Source organism: Bacillus sp. UNC41MFS5, from assembly GCF_000686805.1.
In genome coordinates this window covers 476,704-489,437 of sequence record NZ_JMLP01000005.1, presented here as the reverse complement: position 1 = coordinate 489,437, position 12,734 = coordinate 476,704, and the positions used below count along the sequence as shown (strand labels likewise).

The following is a 12,734-nucleotide window of genomic DNA, read 5'->3' as shown; positions in this document are numbered from 1 at the left end:
GGACAAAAATATTTTATCATAACCTACCAAATCCGACTAATCGAAACTTAGGCTGATTCCTCTTTCTCTTGAACTTTATTATTTTGATACTCATAATTTATGGAATATCCAATAAAAATTCCATATACGATATATATACAAATGGAAGTAATGATTGTATCTCGGTTTAAATCAAAGAAAGGCTTTATTCCTGGAAATAGTGGATTGAGTAAGAAAAATACCACTGCAAACAATACAAGGCCATACCCAAGACCAAACCAAAAACCTTTGAACTTTTTCAAGGCAGCATAATAAATAAACGCAGCAACCACTGAACAAATTCCAATTAAAATGATGGAAATGAGTGTACCAAGCCATTCATGCTTCCAATCGCCTAGCGCCCAGGGCTCCAGTATGACAGTGGGACGAATTTCTGTAAAACTTAAATAGGAAGCTATCCAGCCAATTGTTCCCCAAAACAAGCCTCCAAATAACCCTGTCCAAAAGACCATTACCGGAAAGGACATGGGTTTAGGATAATTACCTATTTTTTGTTCATTTGCCATTATAACAACCTCCATTAACTTTCTGCTTCTTCGCTGCCTTAATTGCCGTCCATCATTCTTGTAATACTGTCCCTAAAACAATACAGGGTCAACAAAAGGCCATAATAAATTCCATTTTTTATTATGTCCTTAGGTATACAATCCCTTGCATAAAAAAAAACTTTTTAATTGGAAATATTATGTCATTCCTAGAGGTTTTTTTGTTTTTCTAGTAGAATAGAATTAAGTACATACAGATTTTTTCTACTTCTGCTGTTGTGCAACTTTTGATTAGGTTGGTGTTATGTATATGTCTAGTTCTCAAAAACCTGTTTATGGCGGCCAAGCGGTTGTCGAAGGTGTTATGTTTGGCGGTAAGCATCATTATGTTACTGCGGTTCGCAGAAAGGATCAATCTGTAGAATATTTTCATTTGCCACGTAAAGCAAATCCTTATTTTACAATGTTAAAAAAAATCCCTTTTCTACGTGGGATTATTGCCATTATTGAGTCGAGTGCAAATGGATCTAAACATTTAAACTTCTCAACGGAAAGATTTGATGTTGACCCAAAAGAAGATGAAATCATAAAAGAAAAAGAAGTCTCTAAATTAACCATGTATCTTGGAGTAGCAGCAATTGGTGTCATCTCATTTTTATTTGGTAAATTCGCTTTTACATTAATTCCAGTATTCCTTGCCGTTTTAACAAAACCAATATTCCCTTCTGATTTTGCTCAAGTGCTAGTGGAAGGCTTTTTTAAACTGATCTTGCTAATTTCTTATATTTATTTTGTCTCACTTACTCCATTGATAAAAAGAGTGTTTCAATATCACGGAGCTGAACATAAAGTAATTAATACATTTGAAGCCGGTGTAGAGTTAACTGTTGAAAATGTGCAGGCTCATTCCCGTCTCCATTACCGCTGTGGCAGTAGTTTCATCTTATTTACCGTAATTGTAGGTGTTTTCGTTTACATGTTTGTACCGACAACTCCGCTTTGGTTACGAGTTGTCGACCGGCTCCTTTTAATCCCGGTTGTATTAGGAATCGCCTTTGAAATCCTGCAATTAACGAATAAACTCAGAGATGTTCCAGTATTAAAGTATCTAGGGTTACCTGGTCTTTGGCTTCAACTAATAACAACGAAGGAACCACAAGATGATCAAGTGGAAGTGGCGATCCTTTCTTTTAACAGATTATTAAAAATGGAGAAGGAATCTGAGTTCTCAATAGAAAGTGAAGAAATTGTCTAAATCTTTGTTTGATCGTGTTTAAAAGATCATAAAAATGCTTAAGATGCTCTTAGGGAGGTGGCTTTCTTGAAAAATCGGACATTTGTTAATGTGGTTATTGGGGGACTTATCATTCTTGCATTACTTGGTGTTATTGGTACATTTACAGCTAATCCAGCCGGTTTCATTCAAAGTATAGCTGTCATGGCACTGGTTGTTTTAGTCGTTTATTTCCTAGTTCGAAAGTTTACCAGCTCAAGCCCTCAGAAAAAAGAGCAGCGGGCATTTCTAAAAGCAGCAAAAAAATCAAAAAAACGATTACAACAAAAGAGTGGGGAAGGTACTGTTAAGACATCCTCTCTCGGGACCTTAGCATCATTGAAGAAAAACAATAAGTTAAAAAAGAAATCCCCTGCTCATTTGACCGTTATCGACGGCAAAAAGGGGAAAAAGAAAAATCGAGCGTCACTATAGGCGCTCGATTTTTTATATTTTTATGCACGGGCATAAGACAAATCTTAATTAATACCCCCATGTTTTCAAAAATTGTTTCGCTTTTTCTTTTCCTAAATTAAATAATTCGAGTTTCTTTTCCTCAGTTAAAGAAAATTCAGTAGATAAAACACCCTCCGTTGGGATAAAGATTATATTCTTTACATGTTTTTTGGAAATATATCTGGAATCGTGGGCATCTTTCATCGTTTCAAATAAAGCAGCAAATAATTGTACCGCATTTTTGATTTTATGTTTTTCATGCCCATACTCACTAGAGTTTAATTTAATTCCGAGCACTGGTCTTACTTTTTGTACATTTTCCCTATCAAAAAGCCACATTGGAAAATTGCTCAGAACTCCTCCGTCAACTAATACATTCATTCCGTCCATTGAACGCATTTTAACCGGCTCAAAGAAATAAGGGATACTGCAGCTGATTCTTATCGCTTTAGCAATGGGGAATGAGCCCGGTGAAATGCCATATTTCGGTAAATCATCAGGTAAAACAATCATTTGCCCATTTGAAAGGTCTGAAGCGATGACCCTAAGTGCCTGAGGGGGTAAATCTGCGAATGTTTTTAACCCTTTTGCCTCAAGTTTTTCACAAAGCCATTTTTCAAGCACGTTTCCTTTATAAAGTCCTAGCCTCCAATAGACAAGCAGCCATTTTGCAAATGGGAATGGAATGATTGTTTTGCGGGCATCCAATAATTTTGAAAGATCTAATTCGTCGACCAGTTGGAAAATTTCTTTACTGGTATAACCGGCGGCTATTAATGCGGCAACGATGGATCCTGCACTTGTTCCTGCCAACCTTACAAATCGTAAACCTTTATCTTCTATTTCTGCACAGGCTCCAATTAGGGCAAACCCTTTTATTCCTCCTCCGGAAAAAACGCCGTCTATAAACATGGCAGTCACTCCTAAAGATGAAGTTATTTTTACATCTTTAAGCAGTTGCATTAATAAATAGTACGGTAGACAAGCAGAAAATTTATAAATAAAAAAGAACATCGTCTTTGCACGATGTTCTTGGTTTATTAATAATTTTGAAAACGCTTAACTATTCATTAAAATCTTTTTGCTCCAATAAATCTTGGCTTCCAATAGCTGTTGCTTGTATATGCGATTGAAACGCCCTTTGAAGATGATGATTGAATCATTTTTCCGCCACCTATGTATATTGCCACATGACTAGGTTTGCTAGCCTTATTTTGGGAGAAGAACATTAAATCTCCAGCCTTTAAGGATGTAACACGGTATCCTTTTTTGTAAAACATTTCAGCTGCCGTTCTTGGCAATACTTTTCCAGCCTTACCATAAGAATATTTAACCAAACCTGAGCAGTCAAATCCTCTTGGTGACAACCCGCCCCATCGATATGGAACTCCGAGATTTGCTTTTGCAACATTGATTGCTTTTGTATGATAATAGGCCGCTTCCGCTTTATCACCCATAGTGGTAAACAATGAACTAAGAATAATTGTCATAGCTACGGCTGCAATGAATTTTTTCAACATCTTGTTTAATCCCCCTGTGTGCTTCGATACTATTAATATACAAAAAAAGAATAACACCGAAGTAACAGCTAGATTACAGTTAAATTACAAATTTCGACTTTATTCTAAAAATTCCAGTAAATATATTCATGTATTTTGTAGTATTTTAAAATACTTATCAGTTTTATCGACATTTATTACACAAAAAAAATGGGGGAAGTTCTTCCCCCATTAATTACAAATTATAAACCACATTTTAATTGGGCTCCGCAGTTTGTACATGTGTTACAGCCGCCCATTTCTTTTACTTTACCAGTACGGCACACCGGGCATGTGTTCCCGACTTCAGATCCGATTGTAACACTTGTTGAACGAAGTTCGCTGATTGTATCAACAAGGACTACATGCTGTTTTGGTTTTTCATTAAAAATGGATAATTGTTCATTTGTGTTTTCTTCTGCTTTCAGTGTTAGTACCTGTGAATCGCGTGAGCCATCAACATAAACAGTTCCGCCTTTAGCTCCGCCACGGTATAAACGCTGGTATACTTTTTCAACCTGTTCTACGCTATACCCTTTGGGTGCATTGACCGTTTTACTGATGGAGCTGTCGATCCAGCGTTGAATGACACATTGAACATCTGCATGTGCTTCCGTCGTAAGTTCCATCGCAGTAACAAACCAGTGTGGCAGATTGTTTTCATCTGCATCAGGGTGCTTATCTAGGTATTCTTTGACGATATCCGCTTTTACTTCAATAAATTTACCAAGACGTCCGCTCCGGAAGTAAGAGAATGAGAAATAAGGCTCAAGCCCGGTGGAAACTCCAACCATTGTCCCAGTAGATCCCGTGGGAGCAACAGTTAATAAATGAGAGTTTCTAATTCCACTGTCTAAAATAGATTGGCGGATATCATCTGGCATTTTCTTCATATATCCTGTATCGATGAAAGCTTGTCGTAATCGATTGGTTTCATTTGGTGTTTCCCCAGTTAAGAATGGGAAGCTTCCTTTTTCTTTCGCCAATTCAATTGAAGTTCTGTATGCAGTAGTTGCAATTACTTCAAAAACTTGATCGACTAGTTCGTTTCCTTCTGGTGATCCATACTTCGTTTCACAATAAATTAGCATGTCATGTAAGCCCATTACTCCAAGTCCCACACGTCGCTCACCAAGTGCCTGCTTTTTATTTTCTTCAAGGAAGTATGGTGTTGCGTTGATTACATTATCCTGCATCCGCACACCCACGGCTACCGTTTTCTTAAGTTTTTCAAAATCAACAGTTTTTGTTTCTTTATCAGCCATTTCCGCCAAGTTGACTGCTGCGAGGTTACAGACGGAAAATGGTGCAAGTGGTTGTTCTCCACATGGGTTTGTTGCAACTACCTGTTGGCCATATGCTTTTGCATTGGTCATGTCGTTTGCGTTGTCGATAAAAAATATTCCAGGTTCTGCTGAGTAGGTCGCGCAAATATTGATTAGGTTCCATAGTTCTTTTGCTTTGAACTTTTTATACACCCTTACTTTATGTCCAAGTTTTTCCCACTCGCGGACGTCACCAACTCTATGCCATTCTTCATTATAAATCTTCATTTCTTCTTGATCATAGTGTTCAACATATGGGAAGCGTAGTTCGTATTCACTATCGTTTTCAACAGCTTCCATAAATTCCTTTGTTAAACACACAGAAATGTTTGCCCCTGTAAGGAATTCAGAATTATGAACAGTATAATTACCACCCGTTAATAATTTCTCTTCTGCATCAGCAATGATGTTTTCATCAAATCCACCGAAGCCTTGAATGTTTTTATAATTTACAATTCCTTGGTACATTGCAGTTTCTCTAGGAGTTAAAGGTGTAAACTTTAACTTATCTTTAGCAAGCTTTTTAATGGTTTCATCATTTGTATTTTCAATTAAGAATCGTAGAATTCTAGGATTTTGCATCTTAGAAATAATAAATTCAATAATGTCTGGATGCCAGTCAGCTAGCATGATCATCTGAGCTCCGCGTCTTGATCCACCTTGCTCAACCAAATGCGTTAATTTCGCAATATCATCCAACCATGAAACCGAACCAGATGATTTACCATTCACGCCTCTAGCTAGTGTATTACGCGGTCTCAATGTTGAGCCATTTGTTCCAACACCGCCGCCGCGGCTCATAATCTCCATTACCTGCTTCCGATGGTCAGAGATCCCTTCACGTGAGTCTGGGACGAAAGGCATAACATAGCAATTGAAGTAAGTGACATCGGTATCTGCCCCAGCACCGTAAAGGACGCGGCCTGCAGGAATGAAGTTCATGTTGACAAGTTCTTGATAAAACCGTTCCGTCCATTCTCTTCGCTTCTCTTCCGTTTCTTCTACAGAAGCAAGACCCGTAGCATTACGCTTCGCAATTTGCTCGTAGAAAAGCTCTAACGGCTTTTCAATCACATCTAAAGACCTAATAATCACTCCTGTGCTAGCTTCTTCAGGATCATCGAGTACTCCTCTAAATTCCTCTTCCACTAAAACTTTTGCTTTTTTCTTTTCCCAGTCGATTTCCTGGATATAGCCAAGGCCGCGAGCTGGAAATTTTGGATCCTCTTTAATAGTTAAAACAACGAAGTCGCCGTTTGTGAGAGTTATTTTTGCAGTGTCTTTAAAGGTATAGCGGTCCAACATTACCAAACGAGAAACACCTTTGTGAGTTATTTTCATATCTGGGGTAACTGGATGCACCTGGGGGAATAAGCGGATATCCTCATTCAACCTTTCAAAATCAATATTCATTGTTTGTCTAAAAACTACAGACATGAGAACAACTCCTTCATGTAAATATCTACCTATTGTGCTAAATCTAGCTGTATTACGCTATATCTAGTTGGCTTGTATTTTTAGGTTATCATAGGCACCCAGAATAAATCAACTAAATATCAACATATAGTACCGAAAATATTTTCGACACCACTATATATTGTGAATCAAACAAACAAGATTCATTTTGTCAAACTCAAAAAATAATATAATTAATAGTAATCAATAGCATTAATACGATTTTCGTCATAAATCAGGAAAATTCAACAAAATTCGCAGGTTGCTTATTTGCTAAAATAACAAAAAAGCGACGAGTCGCCGCTTCCAATTATCTCTTATAATTCCATTCATCACTCTCATAGCGCTCTTTTGCAATCTTTTCAACGTAGGCTAGTTCTTCTTCATTTAATTGATAAGGCTCTAGCTCAATATTTAGACCTTCCGCAAAGCCCTTATAAAAAGCTTCCTTTGCTTCCTCAAGAGAAATTCTCCTCGGACTAATCGCGTTGATGGCAACCGCTTTATCCTTAAAGGCTTTCCTCATTCGTTCCTTTACTCTTTCACTAGGGTATTTAAATAAACTAAATAATTTATCCTCATCTAAATCCAACAATATGGATCCATGCTGTAATATGACTCCCTTTTGCCTTGTTTGTGCACTGCCCGCTACCTTTCTGCCTTCGACCACAAGCTCATACCAACTTGGAGCATCAAAGCAAACAGCAGAGCGAGGGTTTTTCAATGCATCTCTTTCTTCCGCTGTTTTTGGGACTGCAAAGTATGCCTCAAGTCCTAAATGGTGAAATCCTTTTAAAATACCTTCAGAAATCACACGATAGGCTTCCGTCACTGAATTTGGCATTTCTGGATAGTCTTCAGAAACGATTACACTGTAGGTTAGCTCGTGCTCATGAAGCACTCCACGACCGCCTGTAGGTCTCCTGACAAAACCTAATTGGTGAGCTTTGACTGCTTCCATATCAATTTCCTTTTCCACTTTTTGAAAATATCCTACTGACAGGGTTGCCGGGTTCCAGCCATAGAATCGAATCACCGGAGGTATTTTCCCCTCACTATGCCAATCAAGTAATGCTTCATCTAAAGCCATATTAAAAGATGGTGAACTATTTCCGGTATCAATAAAACGCCAAACTTCTTTTTTCATTTAAAAACCTCATTTTTTATATTATTTCGAGTTTAAGTCTACCAAAATCTGATATAGATTCAAAATAAGATGTTTCTGCTATAATTAATTTAGGCAGTTTTGAAAAGATTTTTTAGCATTCATCTTTATCTTTATGAGATTGGCTTATATAATAAACTAGTGCAGGAAAGCTTGAAAGGAGCAAAAAGAAATTGAGTTCACTTTATCCCTTATTAATTATCATTGCAGCAATTATTATCTATTCCGTTTTCACCTTTTTCTATCAGAAAAGGATTGTTAAAACGGTAACAGAAGAAGAATTCCGTGCGGGATACAGAAAGGCACAACTAATAGATGTTCGTGAAGCAAACGAATTCGAAGGCGGCCATATTTTAGGATCACGTAATATCCCAATGTCACAAATGAAAATGCGCATGAAAGAAATTCGTCCTGATATGCCGGTATATTTATACTGCCAAAGCGGGATGCGCAGTGCCCGTGCAGCACAATTCTTACACCGAAAAGGCTACAGAGACCTAACCCAACTTCAAGGCGGGTTCAAAAAATGGTCTGGTAAAGTTAAAACGAAAAAATAAGAACATAATCTTGGTTCCGGTTATCTATCGGAACCTTTTTTAGTGTAATAAATTAAAAGGTCAGATTCCATAATCGAATCTGACCTTCTTTTTATTAAGCTTGTTGATATTTTAAGACTGGTTTACGAGCAGCTTTTGTTTCATCCATGCGGCCGACCACAGTTGTATGTGGTGCTTCTTGAACGATTTCTGGATTTTCTTCTACCTCTTTAGCTATTTGGATCATAATATCGATAAACGAATCCAATGTCTCTTTTGATTCCGTTTCTGTAGGTTCAATCATGATACATTCTTCTACATTCAACGGGAAGTAAATGGTTGGCGGATGGTAACCAAAATCGAGCAGGCGCTTCGCAATATCCAATGTACGGACACCTAGCTTCTTCTGGCGTCTGCCGCTTAGGACAAATTCATGCTTACAATGACGATCAAATGGTAGATCATAATATTCAGCAAGTCTTCTCATCATGTAGTTCGCGTTTAATACAGCATACTCTGTTACTGCTTTTAAGCCATCCGGACCCATTGAACGAATATATGTGTAAGCACGAACATTAATGCCAAAGTTTCCATAATATGGCTTCACTCGACCAATAGACAGTGGACGATCATAATCAAGAACAAACTCTTCGCCTTGTTTTGTGATAATTGGTTTTGGCAGGAACGGAATCAAATCTGCTTTGACGCCAACTGGTCCAGAACCAGGACCGCCACCACCGTGTGGGCCAGTGAACGTTTTATGAAGATTTAAGTGAACAACATCAAATCCCATATCTCCAGGTCTAGCTTTTGAAAGAACCGCATTTAAATTAGCTCCATCATAATAAAGCTTTCCACCTGCTTCATGAACAATTTCAGCTAATTCAAGAATGTTTTCTTCAAATAAACCAAGCGTATTCGGATTAGTAAGCATTAGTGCTGCTGTATCTTCACCAACCACTCTTCTTAAATCTTCAAGATCAACTAGACCATGTTCATTGGATTTAACGGTAATGGTTTCGAGACCTGCAATTGTTGCTGATGCAGGATTAGTCCCGTGTGCGGAATCAGGAACAATGACTTTTGTACGTTTCATATCACCGTTGGCTTCATGGTAAGCGCGGATCATCATTAATCCGGTCCATTCCCCATGCGCACCAGCTGCTGGCTGTAGGGTCACTTCGTCCATCCCGGTAATTTCAATTAAATGCTCCTGCAAATCGTATAAAAGTTCAAGAGCACCTTGTACAGAACTTTCATCTTGCAGCGGATGGACATGTGCAAAGCCGTTAAAGCGGGCTACATTTTCATTAATTTTCGGATTATATTTCATCGTACAAGAGCCAAGTGGATAAAATCCTGAATCGACACCATGATTTCTTCTTGAAAGTGCCGTGTAGTGGCGCATGATGTCAAGTTCCGAAACCTCAGGAAGTTCTGGTTCTTCAGTGCGAATATAACCATCAGGAAGAAGGCCATTGAGATCTAGTTCTGGTACATCCATTTCTGGCAGACTATAGCCGATGCGGCCTGGTGTGCTAAGTTCAAAAATGAGTGCCTGGTCTTGATTATGCATGGAAATCCCCCAATTCTTTCACTAGAGTATCAATTTCTTCCTTCGAGCGTTGTTCTGTTACAGCAATCAGCATATGGTTAACTAGTTCTGGATAATCACGACCTAAATCATATCCGCCAATAATTTCTTTTTGTAAAAGCTGTTGATTAATTTCCTTGACAGGTTTATTTAATTTTACAACGAATTCGTTGAATGAATGACCTTCATAAACCACTTCAAAGCCGGCTTCCTTAAATGCATTTTTTGCATAATGAGCCTTTTGTAAGTTGGCTGCTGCTATCTCACGGACACCCTTTTTACCAAGAGCCGTCATCGCTACAGATGCTGCAAGGGCATTTAATGCTTGGTTGGAACAAATATTTGAAGTCGCTTTATCACGACGGATATGCTGTTCACGAGCTTGCAAGGTTAATACAAACCCACGGCGGCCTTGGTCATCTGTCGTTTGTCCAACAAGACGTCCAGGAACTTTTCTCATTAACTTAGAAGTAACTGCAAAATAACCGCAGTGTGGCCCGCCAAAAGCGGTTGGAATTCCAAACGGCTGGGCATCACCAATCACAATGTCGGCACCAAATTTACCTGGAGGTGTTAGCACCCCAAGGGATAATGGATTACTTGATACAACAAACATAGACTTGTTGTCATGGATAATTTCTTCAAGTTCTTTTAACGGCTCGATTCGGCCAAAGAAGTTTGGATATTGGACAATCACAGCTGCAACATCCTCATTAACCAGCTCTTTTAATGAAGCTATATCCGTAACCCCATCTTTCACAGGTACTTCGACCACATTTAGGTACTGTCCCTTTGCATAGGTTTTAAGAACATCGCGCGCTTCTGGATGTACTGCACTAGAGACTACAATTGTTTTTCTTTTTGTATGGCCTGCACTTAGCATCGCTGCTTCAGCAAGTGCGGTTCCACCATCATACATAGAGGAATTGGCCACATCCATGCCAGTTAATTCACAAATCATCGTTTGAAATTCAAAGATTGCTTGAAGTTCACCTTGAGATATTTCTGGTTGATATGGTGTATAAGCTGTATAAAATTCTGATCTTGAAATAACATGGTCGACAATAACAGGCATGTAATGGTCATATACACCTGCACCTATAAAAGAAACATTTCTTTTTAGGTCAGCGTTCCGGCTAGCCATCTTAAACAGTTCTTTCATTAAGTCTGTTTCAGACTTGGCTGCTTTGATATTGTATTCACCCTTAAATCTTACTTTTTCAGGGATATCGCTAAACAGTTCATCAATAGAGGAAACACCAATTGCCTCGAGCATAGCCTTCTTATCTTGTTCAGTCATAGGTAAATAGCGATGTTTCATAAACCTAACTCCCTTCTGTTATTTCTTTTCTCTTTTATAAAATGGTGTTGGAACGACAGTAGCCTTTAAGCGTTTGCCGCGAATCTCCACTTCAACAACGGATTCAAGGCCTGTAAATTCCGAATTAATTAGAGCAAGACCAATATTTTTCTTTAACGTTGGTGATTGAGTGCCTGTTGTAACCTCACCAATTAACTGGTCATCACTATAAACAGGGTATCCATGGCGAGGAATCCCACGATCAATCATTTCAATTCCTACCAATTTTCTAGTTAAGCCCTGTTCTTTTTGCTGGATTAACGCTTCTTTCCCGATGAAATCAGCTTCCTTTGATAATTTCACGGCGAAGCCAATCCCTGCTTCTAGTGGTGAAATTTCTGCAGAAAGTTCTTGGCCATAAAGTGCTAAAACTGCTTCAAAACGCAATGTATCGCGGGCACCTAACCCAACAGGGATTACTCCGTCTTCCTTACCTGCGGCTAAAATATCTCCCCAAAGGTCAACTGCATCCTCTGCATCACAATATACTTCAAATCCATCTTCACCGGTATAACCTGTTCTTGAAACTAAAGCTTTTTTTCCATTAAGGATTACCTCTTGCTGGAATTTGAAAAAGCCAATCCCGCTCAAATCTGTATTCCCAGCGAGCTTTTGCAATACTTTTTCTGCAAGTGGTCCCTGAAGGGCGAGTTGTGCTGTTTTATCTGATAAGTTTTCTAAGCATACATCGCCAGTTAGATGGTCTTCCAGCCACTTATAATCTTTTTCAATATTTGATGCGTTAACTACTAAAAGGTAATGATTGTCCTCAATTTTATAAACCAGCAGGTCATCGACAGTACCGCCATTTTCATAACACATGGCAGTGTACTGGGCACCTCCATTTTTAATTTTTGAAATGTCATTCGTCATCATTTTTTGTAAAAAATCCAAGCTATTAGTGCCTTTTACTTCCACTTCACCCATATGGGAAACATCAAATAATCCTGCACGTGTGCGAACAGCTTCATGCTCATCTTTAATGCTGGAAAATTGGACTGGCAGCTCCCAACCTCCGAAATCAATGGTTTTTCCTCCCCATTCCTTATACACATCAAAAAGCGGAGTTCGTTTTAATTCAGACATTCTTAATCCCCCTTCAATCTTTGGCACATAATATTCTTAGGATAACCATAAAAAAGGACAGAAACCTCCCATGTAACGTAAGAAGGTCTCTGTCCTTGCACCTGAAAGTTTACCTCTAAAGGCTTTCCCCTTTGGTGGCTGAAAAATCTAATCAGCACTCTCCAGAGCTGCGTCAAACAAGAGTTCTTTTGCCTGAGAGATTCACATTTCTGCTTGCTCCTTCGGCGCTACAAAGGTAGTCTCTCCCCTTGTTATCATTCGCATTATAATATTATCCAAAATGGTCATACTAATTATACTTATAAAATAAATTACTTTATTAAAATATTTAAAACATTCAAGACTATTATCATCCTACCATTAAAATTATACATTGGGCAATAACTTTATTAGAAAAGAATATAGCTGGAAATTGTAAAAAA

Annotated in this window: 11 protein-coding genes and 1 riboswitch; of the genes, 3 read left to right on the top strand and 8 right to left on the bottom strand. The window is 38.4% G+C overall.

Annotation, left to right across the window (positions count from 1 at the left end; genetic code table 11):
* Positions 1-47 precede the first annotated feature (47 nt).
* Complete coding sequence (locus BR30_RS0102525; RefSeq protein WP_026563613.1) at positions 48-545, bottom strand: YqhR family membrane protein; 498 nt, start codon at positions 543-545, stop codon at positions 48-50.
* 289 nt (positions 546-834) lie between these two features.
* On the opposite strand from BR30_RS0102525, the gene BR30_RS0102520 reads away from it, so the two are divergent.
* Together BR30_RS0102520 and BR30_RS0102515 are read left to right on the top strand one after the other, a co-directional pair.
* Positions 835-1,779, top strand: a complete 945-nt coding sequence (locus BR30_RS0102520) for a DUF1385 domain-containing protein (protein WP_026563612.1) — start codon at positions 835-837, stop codon at positions 1,777-1,779.
* 57 nt (positions 1,780-1,836) lie between these two features.
* On the top strand, positions 1,837-2,232 hold the full coding sequence (locus BR30_RS0102515) for an SA1362 family protein (protein ID WP_331280756.1): 396 nt from the start codon (positions 1,837-1,839) through the stop codon (positions 2,230-2,232).
* Positions 2,233-2,280: 48 nt separating this feature from the next.
* Here the strand turns inward: BR30_RS0102515 and BR30_RS0102510 are convergent, their stop codons facing one another.
* The 4 genes from BR30_RS0102510 to BR30_RS0102495 all read right to left on the bottom strand — a co-directional run bounded on the left by BR30_RS0102510 (position 2,281) and on the right by BR30_RS0102495 (position 7,718).
* Complete coding sequence (locus BR30_RS0102510) at positions 2,281-3,165, bottom strand: patatin-like phospholipase family protein (RefSeq protein ID WP_026563610.1); 885 nt, start codon at positions 3,163-3,165, stop codon at positions 2,281-2,283.
* Positions 3,166-3,323: 158 nt separating this feature from the next.
* Positions 3,324-3,773, bottom strand: coding sequence for a C40 family peptidase (locus tag BR30_RS0102505; protein WP_051633431.1), 450 nt, complete (start codon positions 3,771-3,773; stop codon positions 3,324-3,326).
* 221 nt (positions 3,774-3,994) lie between these two features.
* Positions 3,995-6,553 carry a vitamin B12-dependent ribonucleotide reductase gene (locus BR30_RS0102500; protein WP_026563608.1) on the bottom strand — a complete coding sequence of 853 codons (2,559 nt, stop codon included), beginning with the start codon at positions 6,551-6,553 and terminating at the stop codon, positions 3,995-3,997.
* Between the two features lie 328 nt (positions 6,554-6,881).
* On the bottom strand, positions 6,882-7,718 hold the full coding sequence (locus BR30_RS0102495; RefSeq protein ID WP_026563607.1) for a lipoate--protein ligase family protein: 837 nt from the start codon (positions 7,716-7,718) through the stop codon (positions 6,882-6,884).
* 191 nt (positions 7,719-7,909) lie between these two features.
* Between BR30_RS0102495 and BR30_RS0102490 the strand changes: the two genes are divergently transcribed.
* The gene (locus BR30_RS0102490) at positions 7,910-8,293 is read left to right on the top strand and encodes a rhodanese-like domain-containing protein (RefSeq protein ID WP_026563606.1); all 384 of its coding nucleotides are present in this window, start codon (positions 7,910-7,912) and stop codon (positions 8,291-8,293) included.
* 94 nt (positions 8,294-8,387) lie between these two features.
* Here the strand turns inward: BR30_RS0102490 and gcvPB are convergent, their stop codons facing one another.
* From gcvPB to gcvT, 3 genes are read right to left on the bottom strand one after another with little or no spacing between them, the layout of a single operon-like run.
* Positions 8,388-9,848, bottom strand: coding sequence for an aminomethyl-transferring glycine dehydrogenase subunit GcvPB (gcvPB, locus tag BR30_RS0102485; RefSeq protein ID WP_026563605.1), 1,461 nt, complete (start codon positions 9,846-9,848; stop codon positions 8,388-8,390).
* On the bottom strand, positions 9,841-11,187 hold the full coding sequence (gcvPA, locus tag BR30_RS0102480; protein WP_026563604.1) for an aminomethyl-transferring glycine dehydrogenase subunit GcvPA: 1,347 nt from the start codon (positions 11,185-11,187) through the stop codon (positions 9,841-9,843). Before gcvPA ends, gcvPB begins: the two co-directional genes overlap by 8 nt.
* Positions 11,188-11,205: 18 nt before the next feature.
* The gene (gene gcvT / locus BR30_RS0102475) at positions 11,206-12,312 is read right to left on the bottom strand and encodes a glycine cleavage system aminomethyltransferase GcvT (RefSeq protein ID WP_026563603.1); all 1,107 of its coding nucleotides are present in this window, start codon (positions 12,310-12,312) and stop codon (positions 11,206-11,208) included.
* Between the two features lie 170 nt (positions 12,313-12,482).
* Positions 12,483-12,570, bottom strand: a riboswitch (glycine riboswitch).
* Between the last annotated feature and the right edge of the window lie 164 nt (positions 12,571-12,734).

Excerpts from the sequence above, each read along its gene's own strand:
- BR30_RS0102495 (WP_026563607.1), bottom strand. The coding sequence starts at position 7,718 with ATGAAAAAAGAAGTTTGGCGTTTTATTGATACCGGAAATAGTTCACCA.
- BR30_RS0102500 (WP_026563608.1), bottom strand. The coding sequence starts at position 6,553 with ATGTCTGTAGTTTTTAGACAAACAATGAATATTGATTTTGAAAGGTTG.
- gcvT (WP_026563603.1), bottom strand. The coding sequence starts at position 12,312 with ATGTCTGAATTAAAACGAACTCCGCTTTTTGATGTGTATAAGGAATGG.
- BR30_RS0102525 (WP_026563613.1), bottom strand. The coding sequence starts at position 545 with ATGGCAAATGAACAAAAAATAGGTAATTATCCTAAACCCATGTCCTTT.
- gcvPB (WP_026563605.1), bottom strand. The coding sequence starts at position 9,848 with ATGCATAATCAAGACCAGGCACTCATTTTTGAACTTAGCACACCAGGC.
- BR30_RS0102520 (WP_026563612.1), top strand. The coding sequence starts at position 835 with ATGTCTAGTTCTCAAAAACCTGTTTATGGCGGCCAAGCGGTTGTCGAA.
- BR30_RS0102510 (WP_026563610.1), bottom strand. The coding sequence starts at position 3,165 with ATGTTTATAGACGGCGTTTTTTCCGGAGGAGGAATAAAAGGGTTTGCC.
- gcvPA (WP_026563604.1), bottom strand. The coding sequence starts at position 11,187 with ATGAAACATCGCTATTTACCTATGACTGAACAAGATAAGAAGGCTATG.
- BR30_RS0102505 (WP_051633431.1), bottom strand. The coding sequence starts at position 3,773 with ATGTTGAAAAAATTCATTGCAGCCGTAGCTATGACAATTATTCTTAGT.